This is a genomic window from Pectobacterium carotovorum, from assembly GCF_033898505.1.
GTDB classification, from domain to species: Bacteria; Pseudomonadota; Gammaproteobacteria; order Enterobacterales; family Enterobacteriaceae; genus Pectobacterium; species Pectobacterium carotovorum_J.
This window is the reverse complement of record NZ_JAXAFK010000006.1, coordinates 211,647-233,841: the sequence shown is the minus strand read 5'-3', so window position 1 is coordinate 233,841 and position 22,195 is coordinate 211,647. Positions and strand designations below refer to the sequence as shown.

General features: G+C 52.1%; 17 protein-coding genes. 7 read left to right on the top strand and 10 right to left on the bottom strand.

What is annotated here, in order from left to right:
- Positions 1–149 precede the first annotated feature (149 nt).
- Together argE and R9X49_RS20775 are read left to right on the top strand one after the other, a co-directional pair.
- Positions 150–1,301 carry an acetylornithine deacetylase gene (gene argE / locus R9X49_RS20780; RefSeq protein ID WP_319850174.1) on the top strand — a complete coding sequence of 384 codons (1,152 nt, stop codon included), beginning with the start codon at positions 150–152 and terminating at the stop codon, positions 1,299–1,301.
- Positions 1,302–1,355: 54 nt separating this feature from the next.
- Complete coding sequence (locus R9X49_RS20775) at positions 1,356–2,069, top strand: GntR family transcriptional regulator (protein WP_319850173.1); 714 nt, start codon at positions 1,356–1,358, stop codon at positions 2,067–2,069.
- A 7-nt stretch (positions 2,070–2,076) separates the two neighbouring features.
- Here R9X49_RS20775 and R9X49_RS20770 read toward each other — a convergent pair whose 3' ends face one another.
- Complete coding sequence (locus tag R9X49_RS20770) at positions 2,077–3,276, bottom strand: starvation-sensing protein RspA (RefSeq protein ID WP_319850172.1); 1,200 nt, start codon at positions 3,274–3,276, stop codon at positions 2,077–2,079.
- Positions 3,277–3,600: 324 nt separating this feature from the next.
- Between R9X49_RS20770 and R9X49_RS20765 the strand changes: the two genes are divergently transcribed.
- Positions 3,601–4,989, top strand: coding sequence for a PTS transporter subunit EIIC (locus tag R9X49_RS20765; protein ID WP_319850171.1), 1,389 nt, complete (start codon positions 3,601–3,603; stop codon positions 4,987–4,989).
- A gap of 243 nt (positions 4,990–5,232) precedes the next feature.
- Entirely contained in the window at positions 5,233–7,872 is a 2,640-nt protein-coding gene (gene ppc, locus R9X49_RS20760) for a phosphoenolpyruvate carboxylase (RefSeq protein WP_319850170.1), read from the top strand.
- A gap of 101 nt (positions 7,873–7,973) precedes the next feature.
- On the opposite strand, the gene R9X49_RS20755 is transcribed toward ppc, so the two are convergent.
- The 3 genes from R9X49_RS20755 to R9X49_RS20745 all read right to left on the bottom strand — a co-directional run bounded on the left by R9X49_RS20755 (position 7,974) and on the right by R9X49_RS20745 (position 10,533).
- Positions 7,974–8,762: a tyrosine-protein phosphatase gene (locus R9X49_RS20755; protein ID WP_319850169.1), complete on the bottom strand. Its 789-nt coding sequence runs from the start codon at positions 8,760–8,762 to the stop codon at positions 7,974–7,976.
- 149 nt (positions 8,763–8,911) lie between these two features.
- Positions 8,912–9,682 (bottom strand): uridine phosphorylase, encoded by a 771-nt coding sequence (gene udp, locus R9X49_RS20750; RefSeq protein WP_010283777.1) that lies wholly within the window; start codon positions 9,680–9,682, stop codon positions 8,912–8,914.
- A 254-nt stretch (positions 9,683–9,936) separates the two neighbouring features.
- A complete protein-coding gene (locus R9X49_RS20745) occupies positions 9,937–10,533 on the bottom strand; it encodes a hypothetical protein (RefSeq protein WP_319850168.1) in 597 nt (198 codons plus the stop codon).
- An 87-nt stretch (positions 10,534–10,620) separates the two neighbouring features.
- Between R9X49_RS20745 and R9X49_RS20740 the strand changes: the two genes are divergently transcribed.
- Positions 10,621–11,298, top strand: a complete 678-nt coding sequence (locus R9X49_RS20740) for a YafY family protein (protein ID WP_319850167.1) — start codon at positions 10,621–10,623, stop codon at positions 11,296–11,298.
- Between the two features lie 46 nt (positions 11,299–11,344).
- Positions 11,345–12,172, top strand: a complete 828-nt coding sequence (locus R9X49_RS20735) for a dienelactone hydrolase family protein (RefSeq protein WP_319850166.1) — start codon at positions 11,345–11,347, stop codon at positions 12,170–12,172.
- A gap of 114 nt (positions 12,173–12,286) precedes the next feature.
- Here the strand turns inward: R9X49_RS20735 and R9X49_RS20730 are convergent, their stop codons facing one another.
- The 3 genes from R9X49_RS20730 to metE form a co-directional block, all read right to left on the bottom strand.
- A complete protein-coding gene (locus R9X49_RS20730; RefSeq protein ID WP_319850165.1) occupies positions 12,287–13,948 on the bottom strand; it encodes a methyl-accepting chemotaxis protein in 1,662 nt (553 codons plus the stop codon).
- Positions 13,949–14,633: 685 nt separating this feature from the next.
- On the bottom strand, positions 14,634–16,256 hold the full coding sequence (locus R9X49_RS20725; RefSeq protein ID WP_319850164.1) for a methyl-accepting chemotaxis protein: 1,623 nt from the start codon (positions 16,254–16,256) through the stop codon (positions 14,634–14,636).
- 547 nt (positions 16,257–16,803) lie between these two features.
- Positions 16,804–19,068, bottom strand: coding sequence for a 5-methyltetrahydropteroyltriglutamate--homocysteine S-methyltransferase (gene metE / locus R9X49_RS20720; protein WP_319850163.1), 2,265 nt, complete (start codon positions 19,066–19,068; stop codon positions 16,804–16,806).
- A gap of 104 nt (positions 19,069–19,172) precedes the next feature.
- Between metE and metR the strand changes: the two genes are divergently transcribed.
- Positions 19,173–20,108, top strand: a complete 936-nt coding sequence (gene metR, locus R9X49_RS20715) for an HTH-type transcriptional regulator MetR (RefSeq protein WP_319850162.1) — start codon at positions 19,173–19,175, stop codon at positions 20,106–20,108.
- Here the strand turns inward: metR and R9X49_RS20710 are convergent.
- The 3 genes from R9X49_RS20710 to R9X49_RS20700 form a co-directional block, all read right to left on the bottom strand.
- Positions 20,014–20,913 (bottom strand): carboxylate/amino acid/amine transporter, encoded by a 900-nt coding sequence (locus tag R9X49_RS20710; protein ID WP_319850161.1) that lies wholly within the window; start codon positions 20,911–20,913, stop codon positions 20,014–20,016. The genes metR and R9X49_RS20710 overlap by 95 nt on opposite strands.
- A 228-nt stretch (positions 20,914–21,141) precedes the next feature.
- Positions 21,142–21,477, bottom strand: coding sequence for a DUF2645 family protein (locus tag R9X49_RS20705; protein WP_319850160.1), 336 nt, complete (start codon positions 21,475–21,477; stop codon positions 21,142–21,144).
- Complete coding sequence (locus R9X49_RS20700) at positions 21,478–22,194, bottom strand: hypothetical protein (protein WP_319850159.1); 717 nt, start codon at positions 22,192–22,194, stop codon at positions 21,478–21,480. It abuts the gene before it with no gap.
- Position 22,195: the final 1 nt, after the last annotated feature.

Below are 22,195 nucleotides of genomic sequence, written 5' to 3'. Positions count from 1 at the left end.
CGTCGGTACGCAGTTCACCCGCGAAGCTCAGTGAAAGTGACGAATCGCCATCGCCGTACCTTTGGGTTTCCTTTCACCGCGCATTATTGTATTTTTATTCACAATAAATGCATGAATATTGATACTATCCTAACCAGAGGCTGTCAACAGTGAAGATGAATTTACCCCCTTTTATTGAGCTATATCGGGCACTAATCGCTACACCGTCCATCAGTGCCACCGACAGCGCGCTCGATCAAAGTAATCAGACGTTAATCAACCTGCTGGCAGGCTGGTTCGGCGATCTCGGCTTCCATGTTGAAGTCCAACCGGTTCCCGGCACCCACAATAAATTTAATATGCTGGCGCGAATTGGTGAAGGAAAAGGCGGTTTATTGTTGGCAGGGCATACCGATACCGTCCCGTTCGACGACGGCCGCTGGACGCGCGATCCTTTCACGCTGACCGAACACGACAACAAGCTGTACGGTCTGGGTACCGCGGATATGAAAGGGTTCTTTGCCTTTATTCTGGATGCCTTGCGCGATATCGATCCAACCAAGCTGACAAAGCCACTCTATATTTTGGCAACAGCTGATGAAGAAACGACGATGGCGGGTGCCAAGTATTTCTCCGAATCCACGCAGATTCGCCCAGACTGCGCCATCATCGGCGAGCCAACCTCGCTGCAACCAGTGCGCGCCCACAAGGGCCACATGTCCAACGCGATCCGTATTCAGGGGCAGTCCGGTCACTCCAGCGATCCTTCGCGCGGCGTGAATGCGATTGAGCTGATGCACGAAGCCATTTCCCACCTGCTGGTGCTGCGTAACACGCTACAGGAACGCTATCACAACCCGATTTTCCACATTCCTCACCCGACCATGAACCTCGGTCATATTCACGGCGGCGATGCTGCTAACCGTATCTGCGGCTGCTGTGAACTGCATATGGATATTCGCCCGCTGCCGGGCATTACGCTTAACGATCTGGACGGGCTGCTGTCAGAAGCGCTTGAGCCCGTCAGCCAGCGCTGGCCGGGTCGGTTAACCATCAGCGAGCTGCATCCGCCGATTCCCGGCTATGAGTGCCCGCCCGATCACCGTCTGGTGTCAGTCGTAGAGAAGCTGCTGGGGACGAAAACGGAAATAGTGAACTACTGCACCGAAGCACCGTTTATTCAGACACTGTGCCCGACGCTGGTTCTGGGGCCGGGATCGATCGAACAGGCGCACCAGCCGGATGAATACATTGATACCAAGTTTATCAAGCCGACGCGGGAGCTGATTTCGCAGGTGATTCATCACTTCTGCCATCACTGATCCGACGCAAACGGCCTTGTCAGCGACGCTGGCAGGGCTATTTTGAGACAGTCCATGAAAAAGAAAGATTTCATCGCGCAGGATTTACTGAGCAAAATCTATCAGCACACCGATCCGCTGCCGGAAAAGCTGCCGCCGGAACGCCAGTTGGCGGAAGAATACGGCGTATCGCGCTTTACCCTCCGTCAGGCGCTGGAAAAGCTCGCCAGCATCGGCGCGATCCACATGGTGCAGGGCTCGGGTAACTTCATTAATCAGGGCGTACGCAGCAACCCGCTGGTGTATAACTCGATTACCGAAAAGAAATTTAATCAGATTTCATTCCGTCTGCTCAGCCTGCATAAGCGCCTGCCGACTCGGGAAGAACAACAGGTATTCGCGATCGGCGACAGTGAATTTATCTGGGAATTCAGTCGATTACGCTACGTTGATAACCGCAAGGTACAGATCGAAATATCGAAAATGCCCGCTGCGGATTTCCCCGATATGAGCCAGAAGATTATTGAAAGCTCAATTCAGCAGTATGTGCTCAGCAAGGGCTATGCGATTTCACACTACCTGACGCATTATCAGGCAGTTAACATCACCAAAGCACAGGCTGAGCTGCTGGGCTGCAAGAAAGGCACGGCGGCGATGCATATCCTTAATCGCGGCATTCTACAGGGCGGTCGCGTGTACGAATCGAGCGATATCATCGACATTAACTACGCCTGTACCTACGTCATCCCCTTCAACCGCGATAACCTGACCTTCCGCCAGTCGCCATAACGCTGACTCAGGGCGTATGCATCGTGCCATCCGGCAGGCGACTCTGTGTCCATTCGTGCGGACGATAGACGACGGGGAACTGCCGCGCCGCGTCCAGATCGATCCCGACACCAATGCCGGGGCGCTCAATCGGATACAGATAGCCATTCTCCGGTTCTACCGCCTGCGGGAAGACCTTGCGGGTATTTTCCGGGTAAGCGACAAACTCCTGAATGGCGGCATTGTGCAGGTGGATATTGAGGTGAATGTTGACCGCCGCGCCGATGGGCGTCATATCCGGTGGGCAATGCCACGCCAGCCGAACACCAAAGTTCTGACAGAACGCACCTAGCTTCAGCGCAGGTGTAATCCCGCCAATCTGTGAGACATGGCAGCGAATGAAATCAATCTGCCGGTTAATCACCAGATTCTGCCACTCGGCAGGATTATTAAATAGCTCCCCCGTCGCCAGCGGTACCGCGCTCTGGCTGCGGATCTGCGCCAGCCACTCATTTTGCGCAGGCGGTAAGATATCTTCGATAAAATAGGGGCGATAGGCTTCTACCGCTTTGGCGAACTGCACGGCCTGATTCGGGAACAGGCGCTCATGGACATCATGTAGGATGTGGAAGCGATCGCCGTATTTTTCACGCAGCGCACGGAACATGGCGATCGTATTGGCCATGTACTGATCCTGATCGTAATAGGCGCCCTCCGTTGGCTGCTTCGTGCTATGCAGCGCATCAGGATTGCCACCATAGAACCCTAACTGGCAGCGGATGTGACGGTAACCTTGCGCATACAGCCGATCCACTTCCTGATACAGCCCCTCCAGCGTATCGCTGGCAGCATGGCTGTAAGCGGCAATCGCATCGCGGGATTTCCCACCAAACAGGTGATAGAGCGGCATATCCGCCAGCTTGCCTTTGATGTCCCACAGCGCCATATCGACGCCCGCCACCGCATTGTTGATAACCGGCCCGTTACGCCAATAGGCGTTGACCATCATCATGTGCCACAGATCTTCAATGTGGTTGGCATCGCGCCCGAGCAGCAGCGGTTTGAGGTACTCGTCCACCATCGCTTTGACGGCCAGCGGGCGCTGCTGGAAGGTCGCACAGCCATAACCCGTCACGCCTTTATCCGTGTAAACCACCACCGTCACCAAATTATGGCGGTCAGGGCGGGTAACGAGACATTCAATGTCAGTAATGATTGTCGGCAACACAAAAATATCCTCCAGTGCATTTTCCGGAATAGCCATTCCCGAAAAAATACAGTCTAAAAATCAATTTCTTTTTTGTTTTCTACTTATTTTTTCTTTTATTGTAAACCTCTTAATTAAAAGAATTATTTTGGTTTGAAAAACACATTAAATTGATAAAAAAACCAGACCAATTTAAATAAAACAACGGCAAATACCCCTTAAATCAGTAACCATGTGATGAAAATCATGTTTTATTGGTTTGTTTTTTATTTTTTTAAATTTTACTATCTGAAGAAATAATTCAGCCAAAAACAACATAAGGCTATGCAGCGGGGAGTTTATTCCATGGGAAAAAATGACGTTATTCAGTCAATCATTAAACTGGTTGGCGGAAGCGAAAATATTAATAAAGCCTGGCACTGCATGACGCGGTTGCGGTTTGATTTAATTGATGAAAATAAAGTGCAAACGGACGCCATCAGGAATCTGCCAGGTATATTAGGTGCCCAACACCAGAGTGAGCAATTCCAGATTATTATCGGGCCGCAGGTCAACGAGTATTACGAACTGCTGAACGCCCAGCTTTCCAGCACAGCGACGTCCCCTATAGCGACAGCGCAACCAGATGAGCAGAAAGCGAAAAAAGGGCTGGTTTCACTGTTTATGGATACGGTTTCCGGCGTGTTCGGCCCGATCGTCCCCGCCATCGCCGGCGCAGGGATGATCAAAGGGTTGCTGGCTGGATTGATCGCCATGAAAGTGATCTCCGCGAAAACCGATACGGTGATCGTCCTCGATCTGATCGCCAGCGGCGTGTTTTACTTCCTGCCGTTCTTCCTCGCGGTCTCGGCTGCCAAGATATTTAAAACGAATGAATATCTGGCGGCGGCCGTTGCAGCCTGCCTGATGTATCCGTCATTGATGGAAGCGGCGAAGGCCCTGGCCAGCCACAGCCCCGATGCGGTCAGCGCCTTTTACTTCATGGGCATATTGCCGATTTCGGTGTTCAACTACTCCGCCAGCGTCATCCCGGTGATTTTCTCCGTGCTGGCACTGAGCTATATCCACCGCTGGGTCGATCGCATTATGCCTTCGGTGCTGAAAACCGTGTTTACCCCAACGCTGACGCTGTTTATCACCGCGCTGGTGTCGCTCACGGTGATCGGGCCACTCGGGATCTATCTCGGCAAGCTGCTGGCGCTGTTTATCCAGAGCCTGTTCGATCTGTCCGCGGTCTTCGCTGGTTTTGTCGTTGGTGCGATCCGCCCTGTCGCCATCCTGACGGGTATGCATCACGCTATGACGCCAATCGCGCTGCAAAACTTCGCCGATCAGGGATTTGATATGCTGATGCCGATGATGTGTATGGCGAATATGGCGATTGCAGGCGCAACGTTTGCCATCTACTTCCACGCCAAGAACCGTCAGGACAAGTCTGTCGTACTGTCTGCTGGAGTTTCTGCGCTGCTCGGTATTACAGAACCGGCACTCTTCGGCGTACTCACCAAGTACAAAAAAGCGTTTATCGCCGCTACCGTTGCCAGTTCTATCGCGTCGGCCTTTATCGCGTTCTTCGGCGTCAGACTGTATGGCTACATCCTGTCGAGTATTTTCAGCCTGCCAGCCTACATCGGCCCGTACTTTAGCTATGCCGTCTCCGGCATGGCTATCGCCATCGTGCTTTCTTTTACTCTGACTTATATTCTGGTCGTCAGAGCCTCCAGACAGTCGTAACCGCGCTCGCGGGGCCGTTGCGCCCCGCGACGTTTCCCTGTTAATAAGTCCCTCTAATATCCGCGCCTCTGTAATTAAATTTCACAAATTGCCAAGCCCGCCTCAATGCAAGTACAAAGAATAAGGAGAAGAAAGAATCGTCAATTGACGAACCCGCCTTATCGTGGCTAGATGGAGGCAGTGCGTCAAAATATGTCAAGTGAAATAAACTTACAAAAATGGTAGGGATGGGTCAGGGTAACTATGAACGAACAATATTCCGCAATGCGCAGTAACGTCAGTATGCTCGGCAAACTGCTCGGCGATACCATCAAGGAAGCTCTGGGTGAGAACATCCTTGATAAAGTCGAAACAATCCGCAAGTTGTCAAAGTCTTCCCGCGCAGGTAATGAAAAACATCGTCAGGAGCTGCTGACCACGCTGCAAAACCTGTCTAACGATGAACTGTTGCCCGTTGCCCGCGCATTCAGCCAGTTCCTTAACCTGACCAATACCGCCGAGCAATACCATACGATTTCACCGCATGGTGAAGCGGCGAGTAACCCGGCGCTGCTTTCCAACGCCTTTGAGCGCCTGAAGGAAAGCAACGATCTGACCGAGCGCGATATCCGCGATGCCGTGGAGTCACTGTCGATCGAACTGGTGTTGACCGCCCACCCAACCGAAATTACCCGCCGGACGCTGATCCACAAGCTGGTGGAAGTGAATACCTGCCTCAAGCAGCTCGACCATAACGATCTGGCTGATTATGAACGTAATCAGATCATGCGTCGTCTGCGCCAGCTGATCGCACAGTCCTGGCATACCGATGAAATCCGTAAAATTCGTCCTACCCCGGTAGATGAAGCCAAATGGGGCTTCGCCGTGGTGGAAAACAGTCTGTGGGAAGGCGTACCCGCGTTTTTACGCGAGCTGGATGAACAGCTGGAACAGGCTTTCGGCTACCGTCTGCCCGTTGACGCCGTTCCGGTGCGTTTTACCTCCTGGATGGGCGGCGACCGTGACGGTAACCCGAACGTCACGGCGGAAGTGACTCGCCATGTTCTGCTACTCAGCCGTTGGAAAGCGGCCGATCTGTTCCTGCGTGATATTCAGGTGCTGGTTTCCGAGCTGTCGATGTCCGAATGTACGCCAGAGCTGCTGGAGCTGGCCGGTGGTAGCGAGGTTCAGGAACCGTACCGCGCCATCATGAAATCACTGCGTTCGCAGTTGAGCAGTACGCTGAGTTACCTGGAAGCGCGCTTGACGGGTGAAGAACGTCTGCCCCCTAAAGATCTGCTGATTACCAACGAACAGCTTTGGGAACCTCTCCACGCCTGCTACCAATCACTGAAAACCTGCGGCATGGGCATCATCGCCGATGGTCGCCTGCTGGATACGCTGCGCCGCGTGCGCTGCTTCGGCGTGCCTTTGGTCCGCATCGATGTCCGTCAGGAAAGCACCCGCCACACCGAAGCACTGGCTGAGATTACCCGTTATCTGGGTCTGGGCGACTACGAAAGCTGGTCAGAATCCGACAAGCAAGCCTTCCTGATCCGTGAACTGAGCTCCAAGCGCCCGCTTCTGCCGCGCTACTGGGAACCGAGTGCGGATACCAAAGAAGTGCTGGATACCTGTCGGGTCATCGCCAAAGCGCCGCAGGGCTCTATCGCCGCTTACGTTATTTCAATGGCGCGCACGCCTTCCGACGTGCTGGCCGTTCACCTGCTGCTCAAAGAGGCGGGCTGCCCGTTTGCCCTGCCAGTCGCGCCGCTGTTTGAAACGCTGGACGACCTGAACAACGCCGATGATGTCATGACGCAATTGCTGAGCATCGACTGGTATCGCGGCTTTATCCAGGGCAAGCAAATGGTCATGATCGGCTATTCCGACTCCGCAAAAGACGCGGGCGTGATGGCTGCCTCCTGGGCGCAATATCGTGCACAGGACGCGCTGATCAAAACCTGTGAGAAAGCGGGTATCGCACTGACGCTGTTCCACGGACGCGGCGGTTCCATCGGTCGCGGTGGCGCACCGGCTCATGCTGCGCTGCTGTCACAACCGCCGGGCAGTCTGAAAGGCGGCCTGCGCGTGACGGAACAGGGCGAGATGATCCGCTTTAAATACGGCCTGCCGGAAGTCACCATCAGCAGTCTGGCGCTGTATACCGGCGCCATTCTGGAAGCGAACCTGCTGCCACCACCGGAACCAAAACAGGAATGGCACGAGGTGATGGATGAGCTGTCCCGCGTGTCCTGTGATATGTACCGTGGATACGTGCGTGAGAACCCGGATTTCGTCCCTTACTTCCGCGCCGCTACGCCGGAGCTGGAGCTGGGCAAACTGCCGCTGGGATCACGTCCGGCCAAGCGTCGTCCGAACGGCGGCGTAGAAAGTCTGCGTGCTATCCCGTGGATTTTCGCCTGGACGCAGAACCGTCTGATGCTGCCAGCCTGGCTCGGTGCGGGTGCCGCGTTGCAGAAAGTGGTGGATGACGGCAAACAGGAACAGCTGGAAGAAATGTGTCGCGACTGGCCGTTCTTCTCAACGCGTATCGGTATGCTGGAGATGGTATTCGCCAAAGCCGACCTGTGGCTGGCGGAGTATTACGATCAGCGTCTGGTCGAAGAGAAGCTGTGGCCGTTAGGGAAACAGCTGCGCGATCAGCTGGCCGCCGATATCAACATCGTGCTGGCGATCTCTAACGACGATCACCTGATGGCGGATCTGCCGTGGATCGCGGAATCGATCGCCCTGCGTAACGTCTACACCGATCCCCTGAACGTGTTGCAGGCCGAGTTGCTGCATCGTTCACGTCAGCAGGAACAACCGGATGCCGATCTGGAGCTGGCGCTGATGGTCACCATCGCCGGTGTCGCGGCAGGTATGCGTAATACGGGTTAATTGCGCGAGTAGCAAAAACTACACAGACAGTAAAACTCTACACAGCAAAAACAAAGGCCGGTCAGTTGACCGGCCTAAAACAAAAACTTCACGCCAGATAGTTATCCTGCAACCAAGTATTTATCCTGCAAATAATGCCGCGCGCGATTATCCAGCCCGTATTCCACCTCAAGCCAGCTATCGATCGAACCGTGTCGTTCGTAGATGGCCTGCAACGCCGTCACGATGAACTCTTCCTGCACCGACAGCACATAAGAGAACTGTCCAAGCGCTTTCTCATTCAGCGTTTCCGACAAATGCGTCAGCAGTTGCTGGCGGAAGGGCGTCAGCGTCGTTTCCGTAAGCAGGTAATCTTCCATCACCGTCTGCTCATCCGCACCCAGCGCAAACATCACCAGCGCCGAGCCGATACCCGTGCGGTCTTTACCCACCGCGCAGTGCTGTACCAACCCGCCCTCATCCGGCCGTAATAGCAGCGATACCAGTTGCTTATAGGCCGAATTATTGAAAGGTAAACGGCGATAAAGTTCCAACATAAACGCCCGGGAATCAAATGCCGCCAGCACATCAGATCCCAGCGAGTCCAGATTGGCCGTCACTTCGTGACGCAATGGATTGGCCGGGTAGGCGTGATAATTAGCGCCCGTCCACAAGACATCGGGTTTCTGCGCAATTTCATCGGCATCCCGATAATCCACCACGTGGGAAATCGGCACGCCAGCAAGATGTTCACAGTCAGCCTGACTCAGCAGATCCAGCGAGCCGGAGCGAAAAAGTTTGCCGTGTCGGATAAGCCGCCCATCAGCAGCGCGGTTGCCGCCTAAATCGCGGAAGTTGATTCCGCCGTCCAGCGGTAATAAAGAGGGATGAAGCAACGTTGGTTCGGTCATACATCTCCTTGCGAGGTTGAAAGGCGAGCAAGGCAACCGTATTACACGCGCTAAGCACGGTGCAGGTTAACCCGATGAACCTGAAGAGGCTATCAGGATAAAGGCTGGTCTCTGCGATGACCAGCCCAAAATAACATCAATTTTTTCGCTTATTCAGCGGCTAACAACCGGCGAGTGGCGTCCAGTAGCACCTTAATCACGGTGGTTTCGGCTAACTTCATGGTCGCCGCATCCGGGATTTCCTGCTGAGTACGGTTCACGATCACGCCCGCGATCATGCCCGCTTTTAACCCCTGACTGGCGCACATGGTCAGCAGCGTGGCAGATTCCATTTCGTAGTTCAGCACGCCCATGCTCTGCCACTCTTCCATCGAGCCGCGGAAGCGACGTACAACGCGTCCAGAGAAGGTGTCATAGCGCTCCTGACCCGGGTAGAACGTATCGGAAGACGCGGTGATGCCCACGTGCAACGCCGCCCCCGACGCCTTCGCCGCTTCCACCAGCGCAGTGGTACAGCCGAAATCAGCAACAGCTGGGAATTCCATCGGCGCGAAGTGCAGGCTCGCCCCATCAAGACGGACAGCGGCGGTGGTCACCAACACATCACCAACATTGATACCAGACTGAATCGCCCCTGTTGTACCCACGCGCAGGAAAGTACGAATGCCGAGCTGTGCCAACTCTTCTACCGCGATTGACGTTGACGGGCCGCCGATACCGGTCGAGCAAACAATCACTGCCTTGCCGTCCAACTCTGCACGCCAGGACGTAAATTCACGGTGTGATGCCAGATGTACCGGGTTATCCATCAGGCGAGCAATTTTTTCGACACGCTCAGGATCGCCGGGCACGATAGCCAGCGTCGCGCCCTGTAAATCGTTCTTGACCAGACCAAGATGGAACACATCAGATGTAGACATAACTGCCTCCCGGGCAATCAATTGGGTATTCAGAGAAATCGCGCTGGACGCCTCATAAACACGGCCTGTAGGCGTCCGTTCAATAAAAAGACTCTAGCGCATCACTACGTTTTTTTAAGTGACGAGAGTCACCGATAAAAAAGAAACAAACATCAACATACATAAAATATGTGATTTAAATCACTATTTATCAGGTAAGGAATTCGCTTTTGCCGATTAATTGTCTTCTAGTGTAGATTCTTTAGCCTTATCGGTTACCACAGCGAACCAAACTCGATACTTTCCGGCTCAATCATTTCCAAGAAGGCATTACATACCGCTTGCCCCTGCCACGATGCACAAATCGCTTCTGCACACGGTTGACTGTCGGCAAAGGCAAGATCAATAAAGACGCCATTACCTAAACTGACTAAATACTGGCTTTTCCAGCCAGGCTGAAGCGAAAGGTGACGTTCTACCATCTGATTATAAGCATGGCGCATGTCACTCTCCTGAATACCCTGCTTTAGACGAAATCGTCCTATTTCGATACCGCCTCTTATTTTTACTGACGGTGCGTGCTCCATTTGGGCGGTATAGTGCCCGATGCTGTGCAACGCCCTGACAGAAGATCTGAAACAGGAAAATTCCGGTTGGCTTTCAACCGCTTTTGCCGCAGCCCGTGCAGCTTCAAGACTATTCCACACCACAAGATCGACACGCTCGGCGGAAATATCGATGCCTGAAAATGCGATCCAGTCGATAAACCCAGGGAAATGCTTTAACAGACGCTGTGCCGATGCGCGCGCTGAATCGGCCTCTTGCTGGGTTTTTACCGTATAAGTGACTATTTCGTAACATGGGGTAGCCATAATGAACTCCGTTATCAGGATGATATGAAGTCTGAATCGTATTACACCACCCTGACAGAACTTGTCAGGGTGGTGTAAGCTCTTCTCATGAAAACGATTCGGCTACTCTCTTTACTTGACCATCTTCGCGGCCGCGTACACCCGGTATCAGCGGAAATATTAGCTCAAGCGTTGAATGTATCGGTCAGAACGATCTACAGGGATATGGCGGCACTACAAACCATCGGCGCCCCTATTCGCGGTGAATCGGGACTCGGTTACCTACTTGAAAAAGACTACTTCCTTCCCCCACTTAACTTTGACCCAGATGAACTGGACGCCATTATGCTGGGAATGCGGCTGATAGGTGCCCGAGGCGATAACATGCTTTCCGCAGCGGCCAGCCGGGTTTCAGCAAAAATCAGCGCGGCGATTGGTGTCAAAAAAGCAGATACCTATAAGCTGCTTCCTCTCAGAGCGGTTTCTCGGCATACCGCGGAAAATGAGAGGGCCATAAACCATCTGGCTTTTCTTCGTCTGGCCATTCGTAACAGGCGCCAACTGCGTATTACCTATGTTGATCTGCAAGGAAGAGAGAGCGATAGAGTCGCCCGTCCCCTTGGTTTAACCCTGTTTGATGCCGTATGGCTGCTCACGATATGGTGTGAAACTCGTTCAGACTTTCGTAATCTAAGGGTAGATAACATCACTTCAGTGGCGGAGACCGGCCTATACTTCAGGCCAGAGAAAGGAAAACGCTTCGAAGACTATCTCAGCACGCTGTAGGCACAATACTGCCAGCTACGATTCATCGATAACAGGAGAGCGCGTAATGAAGACTGATGAACAGACGACCTTCAAACATCTTCCTCAGGGGCTGTCCCCGGCGGTGGAACCGCAGACCTCCTCCATCATTACCACGGATTCTGTCGGCATCATTGCCAGTGAAACCACCATTTCTTCTCAGGGTGAGCAGTTGCCCGCGTATATCGCCAGACCGGCGAACCATGACAAGCCGCTCCCTATCGTTCTGGTGGTGCAGGAGATTTTCGGCGTTCATCAACACATTCAGGACGTTTGCCGCAGGCTGGCCAAACAGGGCTATATGGCCATTGCGCCAGAGCTGTATTTCCGTCAGGGCAACCCTAGCCACTATAACGACATTCAGCGGATCCTGACCGAGCTGGTGTATAAGGTGCCTGATACGCAGGTGCTGTCCGATCTTGATCGCACGGCCAACTGGGCGATTAAACAGGGTGGCGATGCCAGTAAGCTGGCAATCACGGGCTTCTGTTGGGGTGGCCGCATCACCTGGCTCTACGCCGCGCACAACCCGCAGCTCAAGGCAGGCGTAGCCTGGTACGGTAAGTTTACCGGTGAAAAAACGCTGAATAGCCCCAAACATCCGGTCGATATTGCAACGGAATTGGAAGCCCCTGTACTGGGGTTATATGGCGCGAAGGACGAAGGGATTCCGTTGACACAGGTTGATACGATGCGGCAAGCGCTACGCGCTGCCAATGCGGTGGCAGATATCATCGTCTACCCCGATGCCGGTCATGCTTTCCATGCCGATTACCGCCCCAGCTACCATGAAGAATCCGCACAAGACGGCTGGCAGCGTATGCTGGCATGGTTCCAGAAAAACGGCGTGGCGTAACGTCATCACACCATTTTCGTGCTTATCTACTTGCTAAAACGCCACCGGCAACTGGTGGCGTTTGTGTTTTACCGTGTGACGTTGTGTTTGACCACGTGACAAAGACAGGCAGCGTTAGAACGACGTCCAATCGCCGTTATTACCCTGATCTTTTGCCGCCGCAGGCGCTAAAGACAGCGTTGGGGTACGCACGGGCGCTGAGGCATACGAGGCGGTTTTGCCACTGCCATAAGACAGAAGCTTAAACGCACTCACTGCTTCCGCCAGAACGGAGGCCTGCGCTTGCAGAGACAGAGCCGCAGAAGCAGATTCTTCAACCAGAGCCGCGTTCTGTTGGGTCGTGGTATCAATCTGTCCAACGGCCAGATTCATCTGGTTAATCCCGTCGCTTTGTTCACGGCTGGCCTGCGAGATTTCACTGATAATCTCATTCACATCCCGCACATAGCCCGTTAACCCGCCCATCGTTTCTTCAGCAGTATCCACCAGCGACATGCCTTCCTGAATCTTGCTCACGGAGTCGTCGATCAAATCCTTGATCTCCCGCGCAGCGGTCGCACTGCGCTGCGCCAGAGAACGCACTTCCCCTGCCACCACCGCAAAGCCGCGGCCTTGCTCGCCCGCACGCGCCGCTTCAACCGCGGCGTTCAGCGCCAGAATATTGGTCTGGAAGGCAATGCCATCAATCACACCGATGATCTCCGCCATACGCTGGGACGAATCGCGAATGCCGCGCATTTTCTGCGTCACGGAAACCATAACGTCGCCGCTTTGCTTCGCCGCACCAGAGGCTTTATTTGCGATATCCGTCGCCTGCTGGGTGTTTTCCGCCGTGTTTTTAATCGTAGACGTCAGCTGTTCCATCGACGCTGCCGTTTCTTCCAGCGAGCTGGCCTGTTCTTCCGTACGCGCTGACAGATCCTGATTACCTGCGGCAATTTGCGAGGCTGCCGTCGAGATAGTTTCCGCCCCATCACGAACTTGCCCAACAATCGTGCTCAGACTGGTGTTCATGTGATCCAACGATTGCAGCAGCAATCCGGTTTCATCTTTGCTGGTAACAGTGATACGTGAGGTCAGGTCGCCCTGTGCCACTCTGTCTGCCACTTGCAAAGCCTGCTGAATCGGTCGGGTTACGCTGCGCGTAATTGACCAGGCAATCAGTGCCCCAAATACGGCACCCAGTGCCAAAATAAGCAGCAGAATAATGCGGGTCTCGCTGTATACCTCAGCCATGGCTTCAACAGAGGTATCCATCGCATCATCCTGATAGTTAACCAACTGTCTTACTGCATCACGGTATTGACGCTGGATGACATTCAGATTGTTGTTGAATTCCTCAATCGCCGCATCCCGATTGCCCGCTACCACCTCGCTGATAATCTTGTCACCGGATTTCAAAAATTCGGTACGAATCGCGCGGATAGTACGTAGCTGGGAGACGGAACGCTCTTCAACCGTCTGGCTTTCCAGCTTATCCAGCAGGCGGCCAATTTCCTGACGGAATCCGTTCACACGATCGACGTTTTCCTTGATTTTATCCTCACCCGAAACCAGCATCAGCCGCTGATACGCGACCAGAATGCTGTTCACATTATCGATAAGACTATTGGAATCAACCGTTTGTGGATAAACCTCTTTCACAATATCTCTGGCACCATCCTGGAAACCGGATAGCTTAGACAGGGAAAAAATACTCACGACAAACAGCATCAAAATCAGGACGGCAAATCCGGCTCCCAGTCGATAGCCAATACGCCAATTCGCTAAATTCATGTCTCACTCCTTTTAGGTAATGCATAGCAATGTCAATTGCGCACATGTCGCAGCTTGATGGAACCACAGGGCGGAGAATGATTGGCGATCCAAAGGGGAAAAACCTTCTGACGCGCCAGAGATACCTTGAGGCAGGCATTTTTACGCACGCTCTCAGCATGAGAGGCGCTATCAAAAATCAAATAGTTTCCCTCGGGTGTTGAGGTGCAAAAGTGGAAATAAATCTAACAATGCTACAAATACAACTGATAAGACCGCAGAGGCGTGATTGAAGTGATAATAGTGGTCTTCCCTCTCCGGACTCATGCAGCCATAGCCGCTCCTGTGTTATCCATTTTTATCGGCAACGTGTTTCTGAACTTTACGAATTGATCGTTTAAATCATTCAAAAACATACAATAAATAGATATTAACTATCGAAAGTTAAGTTTCGATCGGAAAAATCACAGGTTAATCAACCAATAATTAACATAAATAACGCCTCAATTACATAAAAGGATAGTCAGACATATTTGATATTAAAAATAAAGAGATGAGAATATTTCTTAGTAAAGAATAACAAGCTGAATAAGAAGAGAAAAAACTGCATTTGCTCTATACCCTATATAGAGCGAATCAGGGGAGCGGCTGCTCCCCTGTTGGAATAGGCGCCGCGCAGCAACGCGACCAAACGCTAGCCGTAAATTTACTCTTTACTTGCCAGCGCCAGAGACAGCGTTGGCGTGTTCATCGGTGCATAAGACCCATAGCTACCGTTGTTATACGACTGTATTTTAAATGCGCTCACCGCTTCCGCCAGAACGGAGGCCTGCGATTGCAGAGACAGAGCTGCAGAGGCAGATTCTTCAACCAGAGCCGCGTTCTGCTGAGTCGTGGTGTCAATCTGTCCAATCGCCAGATTCATCTGGTTAATCCCGTCGCTCTGTTCACGGCTGGCCTGTGAAATCTCGCTGATAATGTCGTGTACGTCCTTCACGTGGGCCGTCAATCCGCCCATGGTTTCTTCAGCAGTATCGACAAGATCCATTCCCTCGCGAATTTTGCTCACCGAGTCGTCAATCAAATCCTTGATCTCTCGTGCAGCGGTCGCGCTGCGCTGCGCCAGTGAACGGACTTCTCCCGCCACCACTGCAAAGCCACGCCCCTGCTCACCTGCACGCGCGGCTTCAACCGCCGCGTTCAGCGCCAGAATATTGGTTTGGAATGCAATGCCGTCAATCACACCGATGATCTCCGCCATACGCTGAGACGAATCGCGAATGCCGCGCATTTTCTGCGTCACGGAAAGCATGACATCGCCACTTTGTTTTGCCGCACCGGTCGCTTTATTAGCAATCTCCGTCGCCTGCTGGGTGTTCTCCGCCGTGTTTTTAATGGTGGATGCCAGTTGCTCCATGGAGGCTGCCGTTTCTTCCAGTGAACTTGCCTGTTCTTCCGTGCGCGATGACAGATCCTGATTGCCCGCCGTGATTTGTGACGCCGCCGTCGAGATAGTTTCCGCCCCATCGCGTACCTGGCCGACAATCGCGCTCAGGCTGGTGTTCATGCGATCCAACGATTGCAGCAGTAATCCGGTTTCATCTTTGCTGGTCACCGTGATACGTGAGGTCAGATCGCCCTGTGCCACGCGATCGGCCACTTGCAGCGCCTGCTCTATCGGGCGGGTTACGCTACGCGTGATCGCCCAGGCAATCAGCGCCCCAAATACGGCACCCAGCGCCAAAATCAGCAGTAAAATCATGCGAGTGCTGTTGTACACCTCAGCCATGGTCTCGACAGAGTTATCCATCGCATCATTTTGGTAATTCACCAACTGCTTCACCGAGTCACGATAATTGCGCTGAATTACGTTCAGGGTGTTATTGAATTCCGCTATGGCGACGTCATTATTACCCGCCAGCGCATCGCTAATAATTTTATCGCCGGACTTGATGAACTCAGCACGAAACCCGCGGATAACCCCTACCTGCTTACGGGCAAGCTCTCCTGAGGCATTCTTTTCCAGATTATCAAGCAGACGGCTAATCTCCTTGCGGTACGCCATAATCCGCTCAACATACCCTTGACGCTGTTCTTGGCCGGATACCAGCATCATCTGCAAATAAGCGACAAAGTGCCCATTCACATTATCGATGAGGTCATTAGCATCCACCGTTTGTGGATAAACGTCTTTGACGATATCTCTGGCACCATCCTGAAAGCCGGACAGTTTAGACAGAGAAAAAATACTCACGGTAAACAACATCAGAATTAAGATGGCAAACCCGCTTCCTAATCGATAGCCAATACGCCAATTCGCTAAATTCACATCTCACTCCTTTTAGGTAATACATAATAATGACTACTGCGCACGGTTATCGTCTAATAACCTCGCAGAGTGGGGGAAATAATCGTTTTCGGGAAAAATAAATATGCTTTATAGGCATATTAAATATACCCATAAGAGAGTAATTGCAGGTGCACTTTCAACATCAGAAAAACGTTAGAAAATACAAACAACCTCACTCTATTCGTACGCCCTGAGCTGCCTCTATGCCGTTTACCTTATCGGCACAAGACTTCTGAGCTTTATGACGGTGTCGTTTAAATCCTTTGCGGAATAGATATATCGATGGCGGATGAATATTCATTTTCGGCAAATAACCGACCAGTTGATGCAGAAAAATAAGCGGTATAGTGCGGCAATTTTATTAAAGGAAAGACAATATAGTTAATTTTCGGGAAAGGAGAAAACTTGCAGGGAAGAAATAATAAACAGTCGAGACGCGACGAAAAATAGTACGTATTTTATCTGTTCGTCAGATATAAAAAACCAGAGAGGCTATAGCCTCTCTGGTTTCATCAGCCATTCACTATTACTGGGTTTCACGCAGACGCTGTGCTGCCTGAACCATATTCGCCAGAGCCTGACGCGTTTCCGGCCAGCCGCGAGTTTTCAGACCGCAATCCGGATTCACCCACAGGCGTTCAGCGGGAATACGCTGCGCCGCTTTCTTCAGCAGGTCTTCCATCCATTCCACGCTCGGTACGTTCGGGGAGTGGATATCATAAACACCGGGACCGATTTCGTTCGGGTATTCGAATTCTTCAAACGACTCCAGCAATTCCATATCGGAACGAGAGGTTTCAATCGTAATCACGTCTGCATCCAGCGCGGCGATAGAATCCATGATGTCGTTGAACTCGCAATAACACATATGGGTATGGATCTGCGTGTCATCTTTCGCCACGGCGGCATTCAGGCGGAAGGCATCCACTGCCCAGGTCAGATAAGCGTCCCAGTCCGAGCGGTGCAGCGGCAGGCCTTCACGCAGCGCCGGTTCGTCAATCTGGATGATGCCAATACCTGCGGCTTCCAAATCTGCGACTTCATCACGCAGTGCCAGTGCAATCTGCTTAGCGATGGTTTCACGCGTGACGTCTTCACGCGGGAACGACCAGCACAGGATGGTCACCGGACCGGTCAGCATGCCTTTCATCGGCTTGTCGGTCAGGGACTGCGCGTATTTCGCCCACTCAACGGTGATCGCTTCTGGGCGGCTCACATCACCAATGATGACAGGCGGCTTCACACAGCGAGAACCGTAGCTCTGCACCCAGCCATTCTGGGTAAAGATAAACCCATCCAGATGCTCACCGAAGTACTCCACCATGTCGTTACGCTCAGCTTCACCATGCACCAGCACATCCAGACCCAGACGCTCTTGCTCAACCACAGCTTGCTTAATGTGCTCGGCAATGCCGGTGCGGTAGTTATTGCTATCCAGACGACCCTGTTTGAAATCCAGACGCAGGCCGCGAATTTCAGTGGTCTGCGGGAAAGAACCGATCGTGGTCGTCGGCCATGCTGGCAGATTAAAACGCTCGCGCTGAGCATCCGCACGCACCGAATACACATTCTGACGCTGGCTGTCCTGTGCGGTAATGGCTGCCAGACGCTGCGCAACGGCGGCGTTATTCACACGCGTTGAGGTACGACGGTCGCGAATCGGCGCACTGTAGGCTTCCAGTGCCTGCCCGTTGCCGCTGTTCAGAGCCTGAGACAACAGTGACAGCTCCGCACATTTCTGAATCGCAAAGGCAAACCAGCTCTTCACTTCATCATCCAGACGCACTTCCACGCTCAGATCGATAGGGCTATGCAGCAGCGAGCATGAGCTGCCCAGCCACAGATCGCGCGTTCCCACCAGCGGTTGCAGACGCTCGAACCAGCTGCTCAGATCGGCGCGCCATACGTTACGGCCGTTAATCACACCCAGAGACAGTACCCAGTTAGCAGGCAGTTGGCCACTCAGCGTCGCGGCGTCATCCTTACCGTGAACCAGATCGATATGCAGCCCCTGAACTGGCAGCGCTTTGATCGTTTCCAGATTCTGGCTAACGCTATCGAAATAGGTCGTCAGCAGCAGTTTCACCTGCCCCTGCAACGCATCGTAAGCCGGTTTAAACGCGGCCAGCCACGCTTGCGGCAGTTCCAGCGCCAGCGCAGGTTCATCGATCTGCACCCACTCGATACCGCGTTTCGCCAGTTCAGCCAGCACCTGCTGATAAACTGGCAAAATATCCTGCAGCAGCGACAGACGGTCAAACTGCTCACCTTTCACTTTACCCAGCCACAGATAGGTAACCGGACCTAACAGAACAGGCTTCACGTTATGGCCCAGTGCCAGAGCTTCATCAACTTCATCCAGCAGCTGTGTCCAGGTCAGCTTGAACTGCTGCCCTTTAGTGAACTCTGGCACCATGTAGTGATAGTTAGTGTTGAACCACTTGGTCATTTCAGCCGCCGCGGCAGGCTGACCGGTTGGCGCACGTCCACGGCCAATACGGAACAGCGTGTCCAGATCGACCGAGCCGTCTTCATTCTGATGACGTGCAGGTACATTACCCAGCAGCAGACTGGTGGTCAGTACATGGTCGTACCAGGCGAAATCACCCACTGGCAGCAGATCAACGCCAGCATCCTTCTGTTGTTGCCAATGACGCGCACGCAGCTCACGTCCAACGGTCAGCAACTCTTCCTGTGTCGCGTTACCTGCCCAGTAGCTTTCCTGCGCTTTTTTTAGTTCACGGCGTAATCCAACGCGCGGAAAACCCAGTGTGTGATTCACAATCGCCATCGTTAATTCCTCATTTAGCCGTCCAGATGTTTACACATCCATAATCCGCAGGTAGTGTAGTAACCACAAGCGCAATTTATTCACTGTCACTGTGAAGGACTCTCATGATCGAATTTAAACACCTGCGAACGCTGCAAGCACTGCGCAATACCGGATCGTTAGCCGCCGCTGCCGCTGCACTTCACCAAACTCAATCGGCGTTATCCCACCAGTTCAGCGATCTGGAACAGCGCCTTGGGTTCAGGCTATTCGTGCGTAAAAGCCAGCCGTTGCGCTTTACGCCTCAGGGAGAAATTCTGTTGCAGTTGGCAGAGCAGGTGTTACCGCAAATCCAGCAGGCGTTGCAGGCCTGCCATGAGCCGCACCAAACCATGCTGCGTTTGGCCATTGAGTGCCATAGCTGTATTCAGTGGCTGACGCCTGCGCTAGACGAGTTCCATCAGCACTGGCCGCAGGTAGTGATGGACTTTAAATCGGGCGTGACGTTCGATCCTCAGCCAGCGCTCCAGCAAGGCGAGCTAGATCTGGTCATGACTTCCGACATCATGCCGCGCAGTGGCCTGCACTATTCGCCTCTGTTTGATTTTGAAGTCAGATTGGTGCTGGCTCCCGAGCATCCGCTGGCCAAAAAGGAGAAAATCGAACCGGAGGATTTCACCGCCGAGACCCTAATGATCTATCCGGTACAGCGGCAACGGCTGGATGTCTGGCGTCACTTTTTGCAGCCGGCAGGCGTCAGCCCTACGCTGAAAAGCGTGGACAATACACTGCTGTTGATTCAGATGGTTGCCGCTCGCATGGGCATCGCCGCGCTACCGCACTGGGTGGTGGAAAGCTTCGAGCGCCAGGGGCTGATTGTAACCAAATCGCTGGGTGATGGGCTTTGGAGCCGGTTGTACGCCGCCGTGCGTGACGGAGAGCAGCGTCAACCGGTGATTGATGCGTTTATTCGTTCGGCGCGTCAGCACGCTTGTGAGCACTTACCGTTTGTGAAGGACGCTTCACGACCCAGCGCTGGTGTACCCACAGTGAGGACGTGATAATTATCGTCCCCACGATAAAGCTCAGCCAGTCTGGCGTTTTATGCCAGATAGCGAAGTTGACCAGGAGCCCCGCTGGCACGTGGAAGTTATTCATTATGCTGAGCGTTCCGGCATCCACCTGAGTTGCACCGTAGTTCCACATAAAATAACCCAGGCCGGAAGCACCCACCCCCAACCAGAGCAGTACGCCCCACTGCAAGGTTGTGGTGGGTAATTTATCCAGATTGCCGAAGAGCAGCCACGCGGTTATCGTCACGATCGCCGCGCCCAGATAAAACCAGGAAAACGCACAGTGCTGCGGTACGGGATAGAGCTCCATCAGGCGCTTGTAGCCAACCTGACCTGCAGCAAAACACACGTTAGCCGCCTGTACCAGCAGGAATCCCCACCAGAAATGCTCACTCACACCGTGATAGTGGATCACGGCTGCGCCGAATACCGCCAGCAGAGCGCTCATGACATAGCCCCAGCGCAAACGCTGCCGGGCAAGCAAATCATAAATCAGCGTGACGTACAGCGGCGTCATCACCGTAAAGAGTAAAAACTCAGGTACGGTCAGGTACAGATAAGCCTGGAAGACGAACAGGTACATGATACCTAGTTGGCAAGCACCAACTAACAGGTACAAGAAAATGACGCGTGGCGCGTAGCCGCGCAGACGTAAGAACGGCAAAAACACCACTGCCGCCGCCGTCAGGCGGAACATCGCAGAAAACCAGCTATCAACCTGACCTGCCAGATATTCGCCAATCAGGCTGAATGAAAATGCCCACAAGATAGTGGTAATAGTAAGTAATGGCACAACAACATCCGCTTAGGAAAAAGTCTCGCCATTGTAACGGAGATGACTGAATGAATTTCAGTCAATATGGTTTACATCAGGGTGAATAATGGACAATTGAAAGCATCAGATGCTCATATCATTATCCTCTGAGAGTAAATTGCTATTACCCATGATATTCATAAAGGTATTAAAAATTTTTTAATAGTTATTAATTACAATGACATCAGATCATTTTGACGAAATCCGTCATTCACATAGCGCAAACCGCCCAAAAAAAAGCCAACCACCGTATAAAGTGACACACAGTATACCAACCATGTAATAAACTGTTTTATAGCGGTTTCTCATATAAAGATTACGCGCTAGCGCAATAAATAGAGGTGTTATTAAAAATAGAGCCGCCAAACCCGCCTGTAAGAGACGGTTACTGAAAGACTGATGGAGAATACTACAGACAGAATCTCCCGGTTCTATCATCCAGTCATATTTGTTGATCGAAAATAACTCCAGTGAAAAATAGGCAAATGCCAAATATCCCACCATAGAGATAACATCTACAATATTTTCCTTACTGATTTTCATTCAGATATCAAGCCCCAGGAGTTTTCTTATATGGTTTCTAATTTGCAGTAATCGTATTCCATAAGAAATGTAGTCGAATTCAATAGAGCCACGTTCCGGTTTAGCATCAATGAAACGAATAAACTCACTCAGCTTTCTCTGTATACCCCGGTTGTAACGAACTCCTGCCATCATGTACTGTTCATCATTCAAGTAAAGCGCTGCTACATCAGGATAATCATAGAGGATCATATCTCTTAGATGCTGGGCAACAATCCAGAGGTTAAAGTCGTCCTCCATCAAACAAGTAGCTAATTCAAGCTGATCTCGCGTTGTCAAAGTGTCCGGATTTAATCCTAAATTTCTGGCTGCAACTTGAATTTGCATAGCAACAGAACCAAAAGAGGTTTTATTTTCAGGGGATGACTTTAATCTCAAAATCCGTTTTACCTCAAAAACCTGAAATTTATATTCTTCTGGCATTCCACCTGACTCAATCCAAGCAACACCACCGAGCAACTCAGGAAGAATTCCAGCTTGATGGGAGTACTTTATTATTTTTTCTTTATTGTACTGAATATATGAGTCTTTATATGCATTTAAATAATACCCACCACTCTTTCTTTCAGGATTGCTTTTACCAAACTTCCAGAAAAGAACATCAATTTCGTCCCATTTTCTAAATCTAACCTTAGAAATATCACAAAATTTATTTCGTACGATAATATTTTCTTTCACC

Coding starts and splice junctions, on each gene's coding strand:
- R9X49_RS20775 (WP_319850173.1), top strand. CDS start 1,356: ATGAAAAAGAAAGATTTCATCGCGCAGGATTTACTGAGCAAAATCTAT.
- R9X49_RS20765 (WP_319850171.1), top strand. CDS start 3,601: ATGGGAAAAAATGACGTTATTCAGTCAATCATTAAACTGGTTGGCGGA.
- ppc (WP_319850170.1), top strand. CDS start 5,233: ATGAACGAACAATATTCCGCAATGCGCAGTAACGTCAGTATGCTCGGC.
- R9X49_RS20755 (WP_319850169.1), bottom strand. CDS start 8,762: ATGACCGAACCAACGTTGCTTCATCCCTCTTTATTACCGCTGGACGGC.
- udp (WP_010283777.1), bottom strand. CDS start 9,682: ATGTCTACATCTGATGTGTTCCATCTTGGTCTGGTCAAGAACGATTTA.
- R9X49_RS20745 (WP_319850168.1), bottom strand. CDS start 10,533: ATGGCTACCCCATGTTACGAAATAGTCACTTATACGGTAAAAACCCAG.
- R9X49_RS20740 (WP_319850167.1), top strand. CDS start 10,621: ATGAAAACGATTCGGCTACTCTCTTTACTTGACCATCTTCGCGGCCGC.
- R9X49_RS20735 (WP_319850166.1), top strand. CDS start 11,345: ATGAAGACTGATGAACAGACGACCTTCAAACATCTTCCTCAGGGGCTG.
- R9X49_RS20730 (WP_319850165.1), bottom strand. CDS start 13,948: ATGAATTTAGCGAATTGGCGTATTGGCTATCGACTGGGAGCCGGATTT.
- metE (WP_319850163.1), bottom strand. CDS start 19,068: ATGGCGATTGTGAATCACACACTGGGTTTTCCGCGCGTTGGATTACGC.
- metR (WP_319850162.1), top strand. CDS start 19,173: ATGATCGAATTTAAACACCTGCGAACGCTGCAAGCACTGCGCAATACC.
- R9X49_RS20705 (WP_319850160.1), bottom strand. CDS start 21,477: ATGAAAATCAGTAAGGAAAATATTGTAGATGTTATCTCTATGGTGGGA.